Genomic DNA, 19,512 nt, shown 5'->3' on the forward strand with positions numbered 1-19,512 from the left:
TCGCGGTCTGGCTCGCCAGCGACTTCACCTCGCTCGCCACGACGGCGAAGCCGCGGCCGGCCTCGCCGGCGCGGGCGGCCTCGATGGTGGCGTTGAGCGCGAGCAAATTGGTCTGCTCGGCGATCGCGGTGATCAGCTTGACCACCTCGCCGATCTGCTGGGCGGCGTGCGACAGCTTGCCGATGCGGCCGTCGGTCTCCTTGGCCTGCATCACGGCAGCCTCGGCGATGCGGCTGGAATCGCGCACCTGGCGGCCGATCTCCTCGACCGAGGCCGACAGCTCCTCGGTCGCGGTCGCGACCGACTGCATGTTGGAGGAGGCCTGCTCGGAGACGCCGGCGACCTGGCTCGACAGGCTCTGGGTGGTCTCGGCGGTGCGGGTCAGGGTGGAGGCCGCCGATTCCAGCTGCACGGCCGAGGCCGAGACGTTGGAGACGATGGCGCCGACCGCGCTCTCGAAATCGTCGGCAAAGCGGATCAGCTCGGCGCGGCGGCTTGCCGCCTGCTCGCGGTTCTGCACTTCGCTGGCGGCGGCATCGCGCTCGGCTTTTGCAACGGCCTGGATCTTGAATTCCTCGACCGCGCCGGCCATCTCGCCGATCTCGTCCTTGCGCCCCAAGCCGGGCAGCACCACGTCGAAATTGCCGGAGGCCAGCTCCCGCATCGCCTTGCACATCGCGATCATCGGCCGCGAGATGCCGGTGCCGAGCAGGAAGGCGAGGACCGCACCTAACAGCGTGCCGCCGACGGCCAGCATCAGCACCAGTTGCTCAGTCTGCCCGATGGTCGCCGCCGACTCCGAATCCAGCCGCTGTTGCTCGGCGACGAGGTCCGCCTTCATGGCGGTGGCGCCTTGCTGGATCGCGCCGGCCGAGCCGCTCATCTCGGCGACGAGGTCATCGACCAGCTTGGCGTTGGCGATCAGCTTCTCCAGCGCCTCGCGATAGGCGCCGAGCAGCGCCTTGGCATCTTTCAGCCCGGCGACGACCTTGTCGTCCATCGAATAGACCGCGCCGAGCGAGTTCTCGACGAATTTCAGCCGCGCCAGCGCGCTGGCGCCGATCGCCTGATCGGACGTCAACACGAAATTGGTCGCTGCCGCACTCGCGGTCTGGAACTGGGCGTTGACCTGCTTGGTGCCGAACTCGATCGCCTGCGCTTCGGCGTCGGAGGCGTTGTTGCCGATGTCGTCGAGCTTGTATTTCAGAAGGTTGGCGTTGCGCTGAAGCTGGTTCTGCACCAGCAGCGCGCTGTCGCGCTTGGCCTGGAGCACCTTGGCGAAGGTCGCGGAGAAGCTGGAAAACTCCTTGGCGAGCTTCCCCAGGCTTTCCTGCCGCGCCGGCTTCGTAGCGGCCTTGACGGCCTGGTCGATGGCGTTCTTCAGGCTGGCCTCGGCATCGAGCGCCGCCTTGGTGTCGTCTTCCTTGCCGGTGACGACGAAATATTTGGCGGCGGAACGATAGGCGAGCAGCTCACGGTCGATATTGCGGGCGAGATCGGCCTCCGACACGCTGCTGCGGTACGACCCGACCCCGGCGGCGACCCGCTCGAAGCCGAAATAGGAGAAGGCCATGCTGCCGGCGGAGATCACCAGCACGGCGGCGAAGCCGAGGATGATCTTTGCGCGGAACTTGAGGGTCGGAAATAGTGCACGCTTCGACGGCGACGCGGTACGCCCGGACATTCCCAACCCCCGTTCATGTTCTTGCAGCGATTCTGCGGCCCGGAAGCAGCCCTTTCCGAACGTTGCGCAAAATTAGGGCAGAATCGTCAAGGGGTGGTAAATCCGCCCAAGCCTGCGAGGAGCGGGTGCCGTGTTGCGGCTACCCGGAAAACGCCCTACTCTCGAATACTTATCAGGCACTTGTCAGCCACTCGGCATTAGACCGAGCCTCAAGGGAGAAACGGAGTGGGGCAAACCGATTTTCGGTTTGGCGGCGCGTCTGGCGTTGCCGTGGCCAAGTCGAAGGCCGCGAGCGTCGATGACGCCGTCGCCGAGCTGGCGGCCCAGCTTCCGTCCGACGGGCTGGCGCTGATCCTGGTGTTCCTCTCCCCCAGCTACGACCCCGATCGCTTCATCGCCGAGATCAGCCGGCAATTCGACGACACAGAGGTCTGCGGTTGCACCACGGCGGGCGAGCTTGCTCCTGACGGCTGGGACGAGAACAGCGTCGTGGCGCTGGCGTTCAGCCGCGCCGACTTCTCCGCGGTGGTGCGGCCCATCTTCAACCTCGACAGCTTCCGCGTCGAGGACGGCCGCAGGATCGGCAGCGAGCTCCGGCACGAGCTGTTGCGGGCCACGCCGGAGGTCGAGCGTGGCAGTCCCTTCGGCCTGGTCCTGATCGACGGCCTGTGCCGCCGCGAAGAAGCGGTGATGTCCGCGATCTATGCATCGCTGGACGACATTCCGGTGGTCGGCGGGTCGGCAGGCGACGGGCTGCGCTTCGAGAAGACGTTCGTGTTCTTCGACGGCAAGGCACACAGCAATGCCGCCTTGCTGATCCTGCTCAACACCTCGCTGCCGTTCCGCGTCTTCAAGTGCGACAATTTCGAGCCGCAGGCGCAGAAGATGGTGGTGACCGAGGCCGACATCGAGAACCGCACGGTCCGGGAGCTGAACGCCGAGCCTGCTGCGCAGGAATATTCGCGCGTGGTCGGCATCATGGACGCCAAGCTCGATCCGTTCTCCTTCGCCTCCCATCCGGTCCTGGTGCGCGTCGGCGGCGCCTATTACGCACGCTCGATCCAGCGCGTCGAGCCGGACGGCTCCTTGCACTTCTTCTGCGCCATCGATGAGGGCATGGTGCTGACCGCGGCGACCTCGCGCAGCCTGGTCGGCGCGGCCCGCGAGACGTTCGCCGACATCCGCGACCAGATCGGAGACGTCTCGCTCTACATCGGCTTCGAGTGCCTGCTCCGCCGGCTCGATGCCGAACAGCATCAGCTCGCCCGCGACATGTCGGAGCTGTACCGGCAGAACCGCGTGGTCGGCTTTCACACCTACGGCGAGCAGTTCGGCTCCATGCATGTGAACCAGACTTTCACGGGAGTTGCGATCGGAAGGCGCACGTCGTGACGGACATGTGGCAGGGCCCCGATGCGGTCGACCAGCTCAGGCGCGAGGCCGCCAAGCTGAGGAAGATCAATGCCGCGCTGATGTCGCGCGTCGAGCGCTCGATGGACCAGCAGCTCAATGCCTTTTCATTGTTCGAAACCGCGATCGCGCTCGACCACAAGGTTCGCGACCGGACGCACCAATTGCGCGAAGCACTGCATTCTGTCGAGCGCGCCAATGAAGGTCTCTACCGCGCCAAGCAGCAGGCGGAGGCGGCAAGCTCGCTGAAATCCTCGGTGCTGATCGCGGTCACCCACGATCTGTTGCAGCCGCTCAACGCGGCGCGCCTGACCCTGTCCGCGCTGACGGAGATGATGGAGTCGCAGGAAGCGGGCGTGCTGATCGACCAAGCGAGCCGCTCGCTGGTGATGCTGGAGGACCTCTTGCGCTCGCTGCTTGAGATCGCAAAGCTCGACGCCGGCGCACTCAAGCCCGACGTGCGCGCGATCGCACTGGCGCCGCTGTTCGAGCAGCTTCGCAACGAGTTCGAGCCGATCGCCGCGCGGCAAGGGCTGTCCCTGCGCATCCGCACCTCACCGCTGGCGGTGATGTCGGATGCGATGATGCTGCGGCGGATCCTGCAGAACCTGCTCGCCAATGCCATTCGCTATACCCGCAGCGGCGGCGTCGTGATGGGATGCCGGCCGCGCGGCGGGCAGATCTGCGTCCAGGTCTCCGACACCGGACCCGGGATTGCGCAGGCGCAGCAGGAGGCGATCTTCCGCGAATTCCAGCGCGGCGATGCAAACGCGACCGACCAGGCCGGCTTCGGGCTCGGCCTCTCCATCGTCCGCCGCTTCGCCAGCGAGCTCGGGCACGAGGTGCGGCTGTCCTCGCAGCTCGGCAGGGGATCGACCTTCACCCTGGAGCTGGAGCCGGCTGGCCTCGCTGACGTCGCTGACGAGGTGCAGGAGGTCGAGCCCGCCGCGCGTCACTACGATTACAGCGGGCTCGAAGGCGCCAAGATCCTCTTGATCGAGAACGATCCGAACGGCTCGGAGGCGATGGCCGCGCTGCTGGAGGGATGGGGCTGCGATGTCGCGACCACGCGATCGGCCGCGGACGCGCTCGTGCGCCTCGGCGAGCTCGGCGGCGCGCCCGATGTCGTGATTGCAGACCTGCATCTCGATCACGGCGAGAGCGGCCTGTCGGCGATCACCGACGTGCGGGGGCATTTGAAGCTCGACACGCCCGCCATGATCATCACCGCCGACTATTCCGAACAGGCGGCCAAGCAGGCGAGCCTCCAGGGCCTCGAAGTGCTGAAGAAGCCGATCAAGCCGGCCGAGATGCGGGCGCTGCTGTCGTTCCTGCTGAGCTGAAGCGCGCGGCGCACATCAAAAGTCGCAAAACAACCCCATGCACAGTACCGGTAATATATTACACGGCATTATTGCTCTGATATATCAATGAACTACTTGCACCTGCAGCGCCGCAGAAAGCGGCAAAATCAAATCACTGCCGGTCCGGCGGAGCATGCTCGCGCCTTGCCGGAGCGCCTTCGCTTGCCAGGGTCGCGAAATCGATCCGGGACATTTCTACGATGGCCTTGGTGCGGCTCAGCACGTTGAGCTTGCGCAGGATGTCGGAGACGTGGACCTTCACCGTGGTCTCGGAGATATTCAGCTCGAAGGCGATCTGCTTGTTCTGCAGGCCGCGCTTGAGCATTTCGAGCACGCGCAATTGCTGCGGGGTCAGCTCGTGCAGGCGTTTCAAGAGATCCTGCGCCGGGCCGGCGGCGCGTTGCGGGCGGACGAGCCCGCGATAGGCGGCAGGGACACAGACCGCGCCGCGCAGCACCTCCCCGATCGACTGCGCCAGCTCCTGCTTCGACGACGATTTGAGGATGTAGCCGGAGACGCCGAGCGACAAGGCGCCGGCCATGATCTGCGGATCCTGATGCCCTGATACGATGACGATCGGAATCCTGGGAAAGGCCTTGCGGATGCGGATGATACCCGAAAGGCCCGTGGTGCCCGGCATCGACAGATCGAGCAGGATGAGGTCGAGCTCGCCAGCCGCCGCGGCCTGCTCGAGCGCTCCGTCGATCGACGTCGCCTGAAGGATCTCGGCCGCCGGCGCCACCATCTGGAGCGCGCCCTCGAGGGCCTCGCGAAACAACGGATGGTCTTCGACGATCAGAAATCGCATCACGCGTGAGCCATTCCTGGATGATTGCCTGGATGATTGCCCGGTTGATCGGCCAGATGATCGACGGGTTCGACGCCGAAACGAGAATGTCGCAGCCGGACCAGACCGCTTTGATCCAGATCAAGCAGGGTATTGCGCGTCATTGCGGCCGCCCGCGGTCGGCCCGCGCATAGGGCCGGGCCTTGGGATCCGGCAGCTCCACCTTGCCGATCTCCATGATCGCCTTGTTGCGGCTGAAAAGGCCGAGCTTGCGCAGAATTTCGGTGATATGCGCCTTCACCGTGGATTCGGCGAGCTGAAGCTCCTGACCGATCTGCCGGTTCGGATAGCCGCGCCGCAGCAGATCGAGCACGCGAAGCTGTTGCGGCGTGAGCTCGCGCAGCTTGACCTCGAGCGCCTTGCTGGCCTCGGCCCGGCGCCGCTGCGACGTTGCCACGAAATCCTTCGGCACTGACACCGATCCATTCAGCACGCCCTGGATCGATTGCGCCAGCTCGCGCTTCGACAGCGACTTCGGCAGAAAACCGGCGGCCCCCAGCTCCAGCGCCTCGCGGACGACGCGCTGGTCCTCCTCGCTCGACACGATGGCGACGGGCAGGCGCGGATGGGCCTCGCGCAGACGCAGAAAGCCGGAGAAGCCGGTCGCATCCGGCAGCAGGAGGTCGAGCAGCGCGAGGTCGATGCCCTCGCCCTGCTCGGCCGTCAGGATATGAAGGGCGTCCTCGATCGACATCGCCTCGAAGATCCGCGCCTCCGGCAGGGCCAGCCGCACCGCATTGCCGAGCGCCTCGCGAAACAGCGGATGATCGTCGATGATCAGGAAGCTGGTCATGGCGCCTTCACAGGACTGCACCGCCGAATGCTGCACTGTACGGGCATCCGCCGCCGCAGCGGAAGCGGCGGAACCATCCGGCATCCGTCCGGCACCGGGATGGTGCCGGATCAACTCTACCACATCCTCCCGATCGGGTTCGGTCAAGACCGTTCAGTCGTTCGATTCCGTCTGGACCGTCAGCAGGAAGGAATAGATGCTGTTGAACTGCTCATCGGTATAGACCTCCTTCCAGGCCGGCATGCCCTTGTTCGGCCGCCCCTCGTGCACGGTGGTCCAGTACTTCTCGCGCATCTCGTCGCCGTAGCGGTGACGCAGCAGCCGCAGATCGATCTTGCGCTCGCTCTGGATCGCATCGGGACCGTGGCAGTGCGCACAGGTTCCGTTGAAGATCTCCTTGCCCGCGCCGACGGCCTCCGTACCCGCCGCGACCGCATCGCCCTTGGTCTCGGTCGCCACGACATTGGCGACCTGGGCGACGCCGGCTCCGCTTCCCGTGCCCGTCGTCACCGTCGCCGCCGCCGCCGCGCCGAAGCGAACCGGCGCGCCGGTCGGCAAACCGTATTTCACGGCGAGCTCGCCGATCTTGCCTTGAAGCTGCGGCAACACGGCATTGACGCGGTCGCGCAGCTCGGTCGAGGTCCTGGCAAAGCCGATGGCGGCATCCCATGACAGGCCCTCGCCCTCGGTGAGCTCGATCTGGTAGCGGCCGTCGTAGCTGGTCTTGTTCAGCCAGCCGGCGACCGGTCCCCAGATGAAGGCGACATCGGCCCTGCCCTGGTCGAGCGCCTGCATGCCCTCCTCGGGCGACAGCACCGTCACCTTCTGGATGTCGTCGCGGCTCGCCAGCAGGTTTTGCGGCGTGCTGGCGAACTGCACGGCCACACGCTTGCCCTTGAGGCCGTCGATGCCGCCGACCGCGGCGCCCTTCGCAGATTCCTTGGCGGCGACGAGGGCATAACCCTCCTTCGCGAAGGTGTCGGAGAAGATCACGGCCGGGCCCATGAAATCCTCGGACCGCGGCAGTCCGATCATGGCGTCGCATTGCTTGCCGAGCAGCGTGACGCGCACGGTGCGCTTGCCAAAATAGGACTTGTACCAGTCATAGGCGATCGGCCGGCCGAGCGCCTGCGCCAGGGCTTGTCCGATCTCGACGTAGAAGCCCGGCTTCGACGAACTGTCGCTCGAGAATGGCAGGTTGGTCGGATCGGCGCAGAGACGGAACGGCTGCGCTTCCTCGGCCTGTAGCGGCGAGGCCGGAACGATCAGCGCCGCGGCGGCACATGCGAGCAGGCCTGCGATGGCGCGATGTCGGTTCGCACCGGTGGCGGAATGATTCGGACACATCCTCGTCTCCCTTGCGTTGGTTTAGTTGCGCCGGAGCTTGTTGGGCCAGGCGTGGTGGCACCAGGCCTCGGCCGATGCCGCTGCTAAGATCCGGAGAAAGCGCGCGCGTATCCCGTCACCTCGAGGATACGCGCGCGAGTTGTCACTGGACGGAGAACACGAAGAGCGAACCGCCCTCGGGGGCTGCGGCCGTCATCTTCTTTCCTACCTCGCCCAGGAACGCAGGCAGCGCGGCGGTGCGGCCGACGACGATGGCGACATATTGCTTGCCGTCGACCTGATAGGTCACCGGGCCTGCGCCGATGCCGGAGCCGAGATTCCTGCTCCACAGCACCTTGCCGGACTTCGCATCGATGGCACGGAAGTCGCCATGGATGTTGCCGGCAAACACGAGCCCGCCGCCGGTGGTCAGCGTGCCGCCGTTGAAGGGCAGGTCTTCCTTGATTGACCAGACCTTCTTCTGCGCGACCGGATCCCAGGCGACGAGCTCGCCGAGGAATCCGCCGGGGCCTTCTTTGGTCGGGAATTCGGCGCCGAGATAGAACACGCCGCGCTTGTAGGCGACATCGCTGACCGACCAGTCCATGCAGACGTTGTTGGAGGGGATGTAGACCAGGCCGGTCTGCGGATTGAACGACATCGGCTGCCAGTTCTTGCCGCCGATCAGGTTCGGACAGATGTCCTTGGCGGGATGATTCGGCCCGGGACGCTTGTCGGGATCCTCGACCGTGCGCATCGTGGTGACGTCCCACTTCTTGGCCCAGTTGGAGAACACGTATTTCTCCGCCGACAACACCTTGCCGGTCTCACGGTTGGCGACGAAGAAGAAGCCGTTGCGGTCCGCCTTCATCAGCGCCGGCACGGTGCTGCCGCCGATCTTGAGATCCGCGAGCACGGCTTCGTTGACGCCGTCATAGTCCCAGGCGTCGGCCGGCGTGGTCTGGATGTGCCACTTGATCTTGCCGGTGTTGGGATCGAGCGCGAGCGTCGAAGCGGTGTAGAGGTTGGTCAGCTTGCCGAAATTGCCGTCGCCGGTCGAACGCACCGCCGTGTTCCACGGGCCGGGATTGCTGGTGCCCCAATAGACCGTGTCGCTCTTCGGATCGTAGGAGCCGACCAGCCAGGCTGCGCCGCCGCCATGCTGGGCAGAGTCGCCCTTCCAGGTGTCGCCGCCGGGCTCGTCCGGGGACGGAACGGTGTAGGTCTGCCACACCTGCTTGCCGGTGTTGATGTCGAAGGCCAGCAGCGCGCCGCGCACGCCGTATTCGCCGCCGCCGAAACCGGTGATGACCTTGTCGCGCACGACGAGCGGCGGCGAGGTGATGACCGAGCCCTGCTTGTAGTCGACCACCTTGGCCGTCCACAGCGACTTGCCGGTCGCGGCATCGAGCGCGGTCAGCTTGCCGTCGAGGCGGCCGACGAAGATCTTGCCGTCGGCATAGGAGACGCCGCGGTTGTTCACGTCGCAGCAGGCATATTGCAGCACGTCGTCGGGAATCTCGGGCTCCCAGGTCCATTTGCGCTGCCCCGTCGCCGCATCGAGCGCATAGACGTATTTCGGACCCCACGAGCTCGAAACGTACAGCGTGTTGCCGACCACGATCGGCGAGGATTCGTTCGAACGCAGCGAGGCCAGCGAGAAGGAGTAAGCGAGCGTCAGCTTGCCGGCGTTCTCGGTGTTGATCTGCTTGAGCGGGCTGAAGCGCGTGTTGCCGTAATCGTGGCCGGCAACGGCCCATTGATTCGAATCGGATTGCGCTTTGAGCAGCGAGTCGTTGGCGCGAACGCCCGGTGTAACGGCGGCGAGCATCGCAATCATGGAGATGCTGGCCAAGAAGCCCTTCTTTCCAAAGGTCATGTATTCCCTCCGCGATGTTGTTGTGCACGCCTCGTTGGGCGCCCGAGCGGCTTGCGCTCGTGATGCGCAGTTCGCCTGCGAGCCATCGTTCGAAATTACAGCATCGCCGTTTCGCGCTTAGTATAGGCGGAAGGTAGTAGTGCAAATCATTGGCGGCTTCCGCCGCTCATCTCGTTGTCCCGCCTCGCGTCCTGGCCTTTTTCTGCAGCTCGAAAATGCACGCTCGAACTAAGGCGGCGTCGCGCATCAATCACGATGATGGCGCTACCAGGCCCGCGAAACTTTCGAAGAAGCTCGCGGCGAGTTTTCGCGACGTCGAGTCGATCAGCCGGGAGCCGAGTTGTGCGAGCTTGCCGCCGATCTGCGCGTCGGCTTCGTAGTGCAGGACGGTGACGTCGGGCGCTTCTTCCTCCAGCCTGACCGTCGCGCCGCCCTTGGCAAAGCCGGCGACACCGCCGGCGCCCTCGCCGACGATGCGATAGAAGTTGGGCGCATCGATATCGGTTAGCGTCACCTTGCCGCTGAACGTCGCCTTCACCGGCCCGACCTTCAGCACCACCGTCGCCGTCATCTCGGTCGGCGACGCCATCTCGAGCGATTGGCAGCCGGGAATGCAGCGCCTGAGAATATCGGGATCGTTGAGCGCAGCCCACACCGTTTCCTTCGACGCCGGGATCCGCTGACTGTCGTTCATCTGCATCGCTTCCACCCTTTTGCCGTTGCTTGTACGGCTCGACTAGGAGGACGGGCGGCTGCATTCAATCGCCAGGAAGTACTAGGGCCGCTCTTCTGATTTCTCATCACGCGATGTCATTCCGGGGCGCGCCTCTTGGCGCGAACCCGGAATCCATCAACCTGCTGACCCTGCGGCCCGATGGATTCCGGGCTCCCTCGCTCCGCTCGGGCCCCGGAATGACGGAGGGAACTATTGAAATCGCAACACGCGGAGCGTCCTGGCCGGCGCGGCTTGACGGCGGCGCTTCGCTGCATTGCCGTAAGTAAAATCAATGGCTTAAGACATCTCGTCCTACTACCAAGATCGCGATTACAAAGGCGGGGGCGCATGCTCCTATTCGCGCAACGAGCAGGACATTCGAGGGAGGAACAACGCACGACCGGGCTGAGCCCGGGGCAAACGGCAAGGCGACCACGGCACGTAGGACAGGTCACGCGCCTGATATCGTGGCAGCCGATCACGCCATCGCAGCGGCGACTTTCCGTGTGTCTCCCGCAATGTCGCAGCACGTGATGGCGGCGGCACGAGGCATCGTGGCCGAATCGTACATCTGCGACCGTCGTCACCATGACCCTTCCATGACCGCGGTCAGCAAAAACCCAGTTGCAAAGTTTCGTTCGCGCTGTCTCTAATTAGAACCAATCAAAATCACTTTGGGAGGACTTCACGTGTCTACAGTCAAACTGACGGTCAACGGCAAGGCCGTTGCTGTCGATGTCGAGGACCGCACGCTGCTGGTCCAGCTCCTGCGCGATCACCTCAACCTGACCGGGACCCACGTCGGCTGCGACACCAGCCAATGCGGCGCCTGCGTCGTGCACATGGACGGCCGTGCGGTGAAATCCTGCACCATGCTGGCAGGGCAGGCCGACGGCGCCACCATCACCACGATCGAGGGCATCGCCAAGGGCGACGAGCTGCACCCGATGCAGGCCGCGTTCCGCGACAATCACGGCCTGCAGTGCGGCTATTGCACCCCGGGCATGATCATGTCGGCGATCGACATCGTGCATCGTTACGGCGGCCAGCTCGACGAGGCCACCGTCCGCACCGAGCTGGAAGGCAATATCTGCCGCTGCACCGGCTATCACAACATCGTCAAGGCCGTCCTAGACGCGGCCGGCCGCATGAAGGTCTCGCAGGCGGCCGAGTAAGCGGCGCGCCTCGAAAGAAAATCACCGCTTGCTGCTTTCGAAGGAAAGCGCAGTCATAAAATTTCCGGTCGGGAGGACCAGACATGGGTGTTGAAGGCATCGGCGCACGCGTCGTGCGCAAGGAAGACAAGCGTTTCATTACCGGCAAGGGCCGCTACGTCGACGACATCAAATTGACGGGCATGACCCATGCCTATTTCATCCGCAGCCCGCACGCGCACGCCAAGGTGAAGAAGATCGATTCGTCCGCGGCGCTGAAGATGCCGGGCGTGGTCGCGGTGCTCACCGGACAGCAGCTGGTCGACGACAAGGTCGGCAACCTGATCTGCGGCTGGGCCATCACCTCCAAGGACGGCAGCCCGATGAAGATGGGCGCGTGGCCGGCGATGGCGCCGGAGACGGTGCGCTTCGTCGGCCAGGCGGTCGCGGTCGTGATCGCCGAAAGCAAGAATCTGGCACGCGACGCCGCCGAAGCCGTCGTCATCGATTACGAAGAGCTTCCTGCGGTCGCCGACGTCCACGCCGCCATCAAGGCCGGCGCGCCGCAGCTGCATCCCGAAGCCCCCGGTAACCAGGTCTATGACTGGGTGCTCGGCGACGAGGGCGCGGTGAATGCCGCCTTCTCGAAAGCCGCCAATGTGGTGAAGCTCGATCTCACCAACAACCGCCTCGCGCCGAACCCGATGGAACCGCGCGCGGCCATCGCCGACTACGACAGCGCCGAGGAGCATTTCACGCTCTACACGACGTCGCAGAACCCGCACGTCGCCCGTCTCGTGCTGTCGGCGTTCTACAACATCGCGCCCGAGCACAAGCTGCGCGTGATCGCACCCGACGTCGGCGGCGGCTTCGGCTCGAAGATCTACATCTATCCGGAAGAGATGGTGGCGCTCTGGGCTTCCAAGCGAGTCGGCCGGCCCGTGAAATGGACCAGCGACCGCACCGAGGCCTTCCTCACCGACGCCCATGGCCGCGACCACGTCACCCATGCCGAGATGGCGTTCGACGCCAACAACAAGATCCTCGGGCTGAGGGTGAAGACCTACGCCAATTTCGGCGCCTACATGTCGCTGTTCTCCTCGGCGGTGCCGACCTATCTCTACGCAACGCTGCTGTCGGGCCAGTACGTCATCCCTGCGATCCATGCCGAGGTGATCGGGGTCTATACCAACACCACCCCGGTCGACGCCTATCGCGGCGCGGGCCGGCCCGAGGCGAGCTATCTGCTCGAGCGGATGATGGAAACGGCGGCACGACAGCTGAACGTCGATCCGGCGGCGCTGCGCAAGCAGAACTTCATCACCCAGTTCCCGTACCAGACGCCCGTCATCATGGCTTACGACGTCGGCGACTTTAACGCCTCGCTCGACGCCGCGATGAAGGCGATCGACTATGCCGGCTTCCCTGCCCGCAAGGCCAAGGCGAAAGCCGACGGCAAGCTGCGCGGCATCGGCGTGTCCTGCTACATCGAGGCCTGCGGCATCGCGCCGTCGAAGGCGGTCGGCAGCCTGGGCGCCGGTGTCGGCCTATGGGAATCGGCCGAAGTGCGCGTCAACCCGGTCGGCACCATCGAGATCCTGACCGGCTCGCACAGCCACGGCCAGGGTCACGAGACCACGTTCTGCCAACTCGTCGCGGAGCGCCTTGGCGTTCCGATCAGCCAGGTCTCGATCGTCCATGGCGACACCGACAAGGTGCAGTTCGGCATGGGCACCTACGGCTCGCGCTCGGCGGCCGTCGGCCTCACCGCGATCCTGAAGGCGATGGAGAAGGTCGAATCCAAGGCCAAGAAGATCGCCGCGCATGCGCTGGAGGCCTCGGAGGCCGACATCGTCATCGAGAACGGCGAGTTCAAGGTAACCGGCACCGACAAGGCCATCGCCCTGCCGATGGTCGCGCTCGCGGCCTACACCGCGCACAACCTGCCTGAGGGGATGGAGCCGGGCCTGAAGGAGAGCGCCTTCTACGACCCGACCAACTTCACCTTCCCGGCCGGCGCCTATATCTGCGAGGTCGAGGTCGATCCCGGCACCGGCAAGACCTCGTTCATCAACTTCGTCGCGGCCGACGATTTCGGCCGGCTGATCAACCCGATGATCGTCGAGGGCCAGGTCCATGGCGGCCTCGTGCAGGGTATCGGGCAGGCCTTGCTCGAGCATGCGATCTACGATGCCAACGGCCAGCCGGTCACGGCCTCGTTCATGGATTACGCCATGCCGCGCGCCGACGACGTGCCGTCGTTCAACCTGTCCCACACCACGACGCTGTGCCCGGGCAATCCCCTGGGCATCAAGGGCTGCGGTGAGGCCGGCGCGATCGGGGCGTCGGCGGCCGTGATCAACGCGATCACGGATGCGATCGGCAAGAACAATCTGGAAATGCCCGCAACCCCCGACCGGGTGTGGCGCACGATCCACGCGGCTTGACATTCGCCATCGTCATTCCGGGGCGAGGCGAAGCCTCGAACCCGGAATCTGGAGCTTAAGAATTCAACCTCGAGATTCCGGGTCTGCGCCATCAGGCGCATCCCGGAATGACAGAGCAAAGATTTCAGGAGCATCGAAGATGTACCAGACCACCTATCATCGCGCCTCCTCGGTCGACGAGGCCGCCAGCCTGTTCGCCAAGGGAAGCGATTCGAAGTTTCTCGCCGGCGGCCAGACGCTGCTACCGGTCATGAAGCAGCGCCTCGCAGGCCCCTCCGACGTCATCGACCTCGGCAGGATCAAGGAGTTGCAGGGCGTCGAATTGTCGGGCGACACGCTGACCATCAAGGCCGCGACGACCTATTACGACATCATGACGAATGCCGACGTGAAACAGGCGATTCCTGCAATCGCCTATCTCACCTCGGTGCTGGGCGATCCCGCCGTGCGCTACCGCGGCACGATCGGCGGCTCGATCGCCAACAACGATCCCGCCGCGGATTTCCCGGCGGCGCTGCTCGCGCTCGGTGCCACCGTGAAGACCAACAAGCGGTCGATTGCGGCGGATGATTTCTTCCAGGGCCTGTTCACGACGGCGCTGGAAGACGGCGAGATCATCACCGCCGTGTCATTCCCGGTGCCGGCGAAGGCAGGCTACGAGAAGATGCGGCATCCGGCCTCGCGCTTCGCGCTGACCGGCGTGTTCGTGGCGCAGACCAAGTCGGGCGACGTTCGCGTTGCCGCCACCGGCGCCTCGCAAACCGGCGTGATGCGGGTGCCGGCGATCGAAGCCGCGCTGAAGGCGAACTGGTCGCCATCCGCGATCGACAGCGTGACGATTTCGGCGAACGGATTGCTGGCCGACATCCACGGCACGGCGGAATATCGCGCCAATCTGATCAAGGTGATGGCGCAACGCGCGGTCGCTGCTGCGCGCTGACAGTTCGACTTAGCGTCTCCACGCAAATTTTCCGCGGCGCGCACTTCGGTGCGCGCCGTTTTATTTTGGCCGTGCGGCATGAAAACCGCTTGCCTCGCTGGCGTGAAGGCGAGAAAAGTTAATCGGCCGATTAACTCGCTCAACAGAAGAAGCTTCAGAGGCGATTGCCGCATCAGGCGCATGCGCCCGCGACCCGAGGAAACAACAACGTGCTCGACAAACCAGCCCCCAGCTCGACCGTCCGCACCTCCGGCCCGCTCTCGGGCTTCCGCATCGTCGAATTCGCCGGCATCGGACCCGGCCCGTTCGCCTGCATGATGCTGGCCGACATGGGCGCCGACGTCGTCACGCTCGACCGCGTCGGCGCGAAGAAGAGCATGACGTCGGTGGCGGGGCGCGGCCGCAAGGTGATCGAGCTCGACCTCAAGGACAAGGCGGCGATCGCGCAAGTGCTGGATCTGCTCGCGAGCGCGGACGCGCTGGTCGAAGGTTTTCGCCCCGGCGTGATGGAGCGGCTCGGGCTCGGCCCGGACGTCGTGCTCGCGCGCAACCCGAAGCTGGTCTATGGCCGCATGACCGGGTGGGGCCAGGAAGGCCCGCTCGCCAATGCAGCCGGTCACGACATCAATTACATCTCCATCACCGGCGCGCTCGCCGCGATCGGCACGAAGGAGGCGCCGGTGCCGCCGCTCAACCTGGTCGGCGATTTCGGCGGCGGTGCGCTCTATCTCGTCGTCGGCGTGCTCGCCGCGCTCCTGGAAGCGCAGAAGTCGGGCAAGGGCCAGGTGGTGGACGCGGCGATGTGCGACGGCGCGGCCTCGTTGATGTCGTTCTTCTTCGACATGACCGCGATGGGACGCTGGACCGAGGGGCGCGACCAGAACTTCCTCGATGGCGGCGCGCATTTCTACGGCGTCTACGAATGCGCTTGCGGGCACTTCATCTCGATCGGCTCGATCGAGCCGCAATTCTACGCGCTGCTGCGCGAGCATGCCGGCCTGACGGATGCGGATTTCGACGCGCAGATGGACCGCAAGGCCTGGCCGGCGCTGAAGGAGAAGCTCCGGTCCGTGTTCAAGAGCAAGACGCGCGAGGACTGGTGCAAGATCATGGAAGGCACCGACATCTGCTTCGCGCCGGTGCTGACCATGTCGGAGGCGACCAAGCATCCGCACATGGTCGCCCGCAACGTCTTCATCGAGCGTCACGGCGTGAAGCAGCCGGCACCCGCGCCGCGGTTCTCGCGCACGCCCTCGGCCGCGCGCGAGCCGGAGGTGGCGGAGATCGGGGCGGTGATGAAGGCATGGGCGGGCTGACGTCATTCCGGGGCGCTCGCGTCGCGAGCGAACCCGGAATCTGGAGATTATCACATCGAGATTCCGGGTTCGCGCTGACGCGCGCCCCGGAATGACGGTCAGGCCGCCGTATCCACCTTCAACACCCCGCGCCGGATCTGATCCTCCTCGATCGATTCGAACAGGGCCTTGAAATTGCCCTCGCCAAAACCATCGTCGCCCTTGCGCTGGATGAACTCGAAGAAGATCGGGCCGATCGCATTCGCCGAGAAGATCTGCAGCAGGACCTTGGTCTGGCCGCCATCGACCACGCCCTCGCCGTCGATCAGGATGCCGTTCTTCTTGAGCCGCGCGATGTCTTCGCCATGCTTGGGCAGGCGCGCGTCGATCTTCTCGAAATAGGTGTCGGGCGGCGACGGCATGAAGGGCAGGCCGGCCTCGCGCAAGTCCTCGACGGTGCGGTAGATGTCGCGGCAGCCGCAGGCGATGTGCTGGATGCCTTCGCCGCGATAGGTCTGCAGATATTCCTCGATCTGGCCGGAATCGCCGGCGTCCTCGTTGATCGGAATGCGGATCTTGCCGTCCGGGCTGGTCAGCGCGCGCGAGAACAGGCCGGAGGCGCGGCCCTCGATGTCGAAGAAGCGGATCTGGCGGAAGTTGAACAGCTTCTCATAGAAGCCTGCCCAGACATTCATGCGGCCGCGATGGACGTTGTGGGTGAGATGGTCGAGATAGAACAGGCCGGCGCCTGCGGGCTTGGGATCGCGCGCGCCCAGCCATTCGAACTCGGCGTCATAGGCCGAGCCCTTGGCACCGTAGCGATCGACCAGATAGAGCAAGCTGCCGCCGATGCCCTTGATCGCGGGCACGTCGAGCGTCTTCTGCGCCGAGGAGACGTCGGCCGGCTCGGCGCCGAGCGCAATCGCGCGGTCATAGGCCGCCTTGGCATCGACGACGCGGAACGCCATCGATGGCGCACAGGGGCCGTGCGCGGCGACGAAATCGGTGCCGTGGGTGCCGGGCTCCTCGTTGACGAGATAGTTGATGTCGCCCTGGCGATAGACCGTGATCTTCTTGGTTCTGTGGCGCGCGACCGGCGCATAGCCCATCAGCTTGAACAAAGCGTGCAGCTCTTCCGGATTGGGATGGGCGTATTCGACGAACTCGAAGCCGTCGGTGCCCATCGGGTTGTCGGCACTAACAGTGGCCGGCGGTGCATCGTGCGGAAACGGACCCATGGTGTTCTCCCAAATTGCTGCTGGCAGGAACTATCCTTCATGAGGCGCGCAAGAAGCGTGCAAACGGGACGCCGGTTGGCTATTGTTTGCACGATCCGTGCACCGAATGGACCAAACACGCATGATCTCCGTGGATGCCTTCGACCTCAAAATCCTCAGTGCGCTGCAGGACGACGGCCGCCTCACCACCCAGGAGCTGGCCGACCTTGCGGGCCTCTCCGCCTCGCAATGCTCGCGGCGGCGGATGCGGCTGGAGGAGGAGAAGGTGATCGCGGGCTATCACGCCGATCTCTCCAGCGAGGCGCTCGGCTTCGGCGTGATCGCCTTCATCCAGGTCGGGCTGGCGACACACTCGCCTGACAACTCGAAACGCTTCCGCGCGCTGGTGAACCGGATCGACGAGATCCAGGAGGCGTATTCGCTGACGGGCGATGCCGATTATGTGCTCAAAGCCGTGCTGCGCGACCTCAAGGGTCTCTCCAACCTCGTCAACGACGTCTTGATGCCGCACCAGAGCGTGGCGCATGTGCGCTCCTCGATCGTGCTGGACCGGCTGAAGGAGAGCGCGAAGCTGCCGCTGAAGGAGATCAAGCCCGGCTGAAATCGAGGGAACTATGGCATTCGCGCTGGCTGCGCGATCTGCGATGATCGCAGCTCTAGTTGCGGAGATTCAACATGGCGCTCCAGCTGCGACCGAACTGCGAATATTGCGATTGCGATCTGCCGCCCGATGCAACCAATGCGCGGATCTGCTCCTATGAATGCACGTTCTGCGCGGACTGCGTCGAGACCAAGCTGTTCAACGTCTGCCCGAACTGCGGCGGCGGCTTCGCCCCGCGCCCGATCAGGCCGGCGCAGGAATGGCGACCGGGCGTGTGCACCGCCAAGCAGGTGCCGTCCGACAAGCGGGTGCATCTGAAGTACAGCGTAGAGGATGTCGCGGCGCATTGTGCGCGGGTGCGCGACGTGCCGCCGGAGCGGCGGTGATTTGGCCTGTCACTCCGCCGGCAAAATCGTCCCCTCGACCTCGCCAAAGCCCACGCGATAGCCGTTGCCCTGGCACCAGCCGCGCATCACAAGCGAATCGCCGTCTTCCAGGAACGCGCGCCTGGCGCCGCCGGGAAGCTCGACCGGCTCGGTGCCGTTCCAGCTGATCTCGAGCAGGCTGCCGCGCTGGTTCTTCTCCGGGCCGGAGATGGTGCCGCTGCCGAGGAGGTCGCCGACATTCATTGCGCAGCCTGAGGAGGCGTGGTGCATCAATTGCTGCACCGATGACCAGTACATGTACTTGAAATTGGTGCGGCTGATGCTGGCGGGCGCATTGGCCCCCGCAGCGCGCAAGGACACGTCGAGCTCGACGTCGTAGTTCTGGGGCCTCGTCTGCTTGAGATAATCGAGCGGCACCGGCTGCTGCTCCGGCCCGTTCAGGCGGAACGGCTCCAGCGCCTCGCGCGTCACCACCCAGGGGCTGATCGAGGTCGCGAAGGCTTTTGCCAGGAACGGGCCGAGCGGCACATATTCCCATTGCTGGATGTCGCGCGCGCTCCAGTCGTTGAGCAGCACGAAACCGAAGATCATCTCCTCGGCCTGTTGCTCTGTGAGCATGCCGCCCATGGCTGAGGGCTGGCCGATCACGACGCCCATCTCCAGCTCGAAGTCGAGCCGCTTGCACGGCGCAAAGCTCGGCACGTCGACATTCGGCGGCTTTAGCTGCCCGCGCGGACGCTTCACTTGGGTACCGGAGACGACCACGGTGGAGGCGCGGCCGTTATAGGCGATCGGCATGTGCAGCCAGTTCGGCTGCAGCGCATTGTCCTTGCCGCGGAACATCACGCCGACATTGGTGGCGTGCTCTTTCGAGGAATAGAAATCGGTATAGCCGGAGACGGTGAAGGGCATGTGGAGCCTGGCATCGCGCATGGGCACAAAGGCGCGCGAGCGCAGCTCCTCGCTGTCGCGCAGCTCCGGATGATCCGCGCGCAACAGCTCGCTGATGCGTGCGCGGGTTTTGGTCCAGACCTTGGGCCCCAGCGCCATGAAGGGATTGAGCGAGGGACCCGAGAACACGCCGAGCGGCCCGACGTCGAGCCGGAAATCCTGCTCGAGCTCCCAGAGATCGAGCACGTAGTCGCCGATTGCGACGCCGACTCGCGGCGTCGGATTGGAAGCGGTCGAGAACACGCCATAGGGCAGGTTCTGGATCGGGAAGTCGGACGAAGGATCGACGTCGATGAAGGAGCGGAGGCTGGGGTCGTTGGGGTGAGGCATTGGTTTCCCATGGGGCGCAGGGTGACGGTGTCACCCTCCCCTGGAGGGGGAGGGTCGGTTCGCATGAAGCGAAGCGGAATGCGAAACGGGGTGGGGTGATCTCTCCACTCGGGCACCGCCTCGATGGAGAGACTGTCACCCCACCCCGCTCG

17 protein-coding genes are annotated in these 19,512 nt (G+C 64.9%); 8 read left to right on the plus strand and 9 right to left on the minus strand.

Features of this window, described 5'->3' with window-relative positions; genetic code table 11:
* The coding region (locus HZZ13_RS35135; protein ID WP_197964008.1) for a methyl-accepting chemotaxis protein at positions 1 to 1,684 on the minus strand (1,684 nt) is incomplete at its 3' end.
* Between the two features lie 225 nt (positions 1,685 to 1,909).
* Here HZZ13_RS35135 and HZZ13_RS35140 point away from each other — a divergent pair.
* Both HZZ13_RS35140 and HZZ13_RS35145 read left to right on the plus strand, forming a co-directional pair.
* Complete coding sequence (locus tag HZZ13_RS35140; protein ID WP_197964009.1) at positions 1,910 to 3,076, plus strand: FIST N-terminal domain-containing protein; 1,167 nt, start codon at positions 1,910 to 1,912, stop codon at positions 3,074 to 3,076.
* 5 nt (positions 3,077 to 3,081) lie between these two features.
* Positions 3,082 to 4,437 carry a hybrid sensor histidine kinase/response regulator gene (locus HZZ13_RS35145; protein WP_197964032.1) on the plus strand — a complete coding sequence of 452 codons (1,356 nt, stop codon included), beginning with the start codon at positions 3,082 to 3,084 and terminating at the stop codon, positions 4,435 to 4,437.
* Positions 4,438 to 4,570: 133 nt separating this feature from the next.
* On the opposite strand, the gene HZZ13_RS35150 is transcribed toward HZZ13_RS35145, so the two are convergent.
* The 6 genes from HZZ13_RS35150 to HZZ13_RS35175 form a co-directional block, all read right to left on the minus strand.
* Complete coding sequence (locus HZZ13_RS35150; protein ID WP_197964033.1) at positions 4,571 to 5,266, minus strand: response regulator; 696 nt, start codon at positions 5,264 to 5,266, stop codon at positions 4,571 to 4,573.
* Positions 5,266 to 5,409, minus strand: a complete 144-nt coding sequence (locus HZZ13_RS35155; RefSeq protein WP_197964010.1) for a hypothetical protein — start codon at positions 5,407 to 5,409, stop codon at positions 5,266 to 5,268. Before HZZ13_RS35155 ends, HZZ13_RS35150 begins: the two co-directional genes overlap by 1 nt.
* Positions 5,406 to 6,098 (minus strand): response regulator, encoded by a 693-nt coding sequence (locus HZZ13_RS35160; RefSeq protein ID WP_197964011.1) that lies wholly within the window; start codon positions 6,096 to 6,098, stop codon positions 5,406 to 5,408. The genes HZZ13_RS35155 and HZZ13_RS35160 overlap by 4 nt, the downstream gene beginning before the upstream one ends.
* Positions 6,099 to 6,251: 153 nt before the next feature.
* Entirely contained in the window at positions 6,252 to 7,445 is a 1,194-nt protein-coding gene (locus HZZ13_RS35165; protein WP_197964012.1) for a c-type cytochrome, read from the minus strand.
* Between the two features lie 142 nt (positions 7,446 to 7,587).
* The gene (locus HZZ13_RS35170; RefSeq protein WP_246504686.1) at positions 7,588 to 9,303 is read right to left on the minus strand and encodes a PQQ-dependent methanol/ethanol family dehydrogenase; all 1,716 of its coding nucleotides are present in this window, start codon (positions 9,301 to 9,303) and stop codon (positions 7,588 to 7,590) included.
* A 250-nt stretch (positions 9,304 to 9,553) separates the two neighbouring features.
* A complete protein-coding gene (locus HZZ13_RS35175; protein ID WP_197964013.1) occupies positions 9,554 to 10,003 on the minus strand; it encodes an SRPBCC family protein in 450 nt (149 codons plus the stop codon).
* Positions 10,004 to 10,707: 704 nt separating this feature from the next.
* Here HZZ13_RS35175 and HZZ13_RS35180 point away from each other — a divergent pair.
* From HZZ13_RS35180 to HZZ13_RS35195, 4 genes are all read left to right on the plus strand, one after another.
* Positions 10,708 to 11,193: a (2Fe-2S)-binding protein gene (locus tag HZZ13_RS35180; RefSeq protein ID WP_197964014.1), complete on the plus strand. Its 486-nt coding sequence runs from the start codon at positions 10,708 to 10,710 to the stop codon at positions 11,191 to 11,193.
* Between the two features lie 83 nt (positions 11,194 to 11,276).
* A complete protein-coding gene (locus HZZ13_RS35185; RefSeq protein WP_197964015.1) occupies positions 11,277 to 13,619 on the plus strand; it encodes a xanthine dehydrogenase family protein molybdopterin-binding subunit in 2,343 nt (780 codons plus the stop codon).
* 139 nt (positions 13,620 to 13,758) lie between these two features.
* On the plus strand, positions 13,759 to 14,559 hold the full coding sequence (locus HZZ13_RS35190; protein WP_197964016.1) for an FAD binding domain-containing protein: 801 nt from the start codon (positions 13,759 to 13,761) through the stop codon (positions 14,557 to 14,559).
* Positions 14,560 to 14,768: 209 nt separating this feature from the next.
* Positions 14,769 to 15,875 carry a CaiB/BaiF CoA transferase family protein gene (locus tag HZZ13_RS35195; protein WP_197964017.1) on the plus strand — a complete coding sequence of 369 codons (1,107 nt, stop codon included), beginning with the start codon at positions 14,769 to 14,771 and terminating at the stop codon, positions 15,873 to 15,875.
* A gap of 98 nt (positions 15,876 to 15,973) precedes the next feature.
* Here HZZ13_RS35195 and hppD read toward each other — a convergent pair whose 3' ends face one another.
* Positions 15,974 to 17,092 carry a 4-hydroxyphenylpyruvate dioxygenase gene (hppD, locus tag HZZ13_RS35200; protein ID WP_197964018.1) on the minus strand — a complete coding sequence of 373 codons (1,119 nt, stop codon included), beginning with the start codon at positions 17,090 to 17,092 and terminating at the stop codon, positions 15,974 to 15,976.
* Positions 17,093 to 17,213: 121 nt separating this feature from the next.
* On the opposite strand from hppD, the gene HZZ13_RS35205 reads away from it, so the two are divergent.
* Both HZZ13_RS35205 and HZZ13_RS35210 read left to right on the plus strand, forming a co-directional pair.
* Positions 17,214 to 17,693, plus strand: coding sequence for an Lrp/AsnC family transcriptional regulator (locus tag HZZ13_RS35205; RefSeq protein ID WP_197964019.1), 480 nt, complete (start codon positions 17,214 to 17,216; stop codon positions 17,691 to 17,693).
* Between the two features lie 74 nt (positions 17,694 to 17,767).
* Positions 17,768 to 18,079, plus strand: coding sequence for a DUF1272 domain-containing protein (locus HZZ13_RS35210; protein ID WP_197964020.1), 312 nt, complete (start codon positions 17,768 to 17,770; stop codon positions 18,077 to 18,079).
* Positions 18,080 to 18,088: 9 nt separating this feature from the next.
* Here the strand turns inward: HZZ13_RS35210 and fahA are convergent, their stop codons facing one another.
* Positions 18,089 to 19,360 (minus strand): fumarylacetoacetase, encoded by a 1,272-nt coding sequence (gene fahA / locus HZZ13_RS35215; protein WP_197964021.1) that lies wholly within the window; start codon positions 19,358 to 19,360, stop codon positions 18,089 to 18,091.
* Between the last annotated feature and the right edge of the window lie 152 nt (positions 19,361 to 19,512).

This window comes from Bradyrhizobium agreste (assembly GCF_016031625.1).
Classification (GTDB): Bacteria; Pseudomonadota; Alphaproteobacteria; order Rhizobiales; family Xanthobacteraceae; genus Bradyrhizobium; species Bradyrhizobium agreste.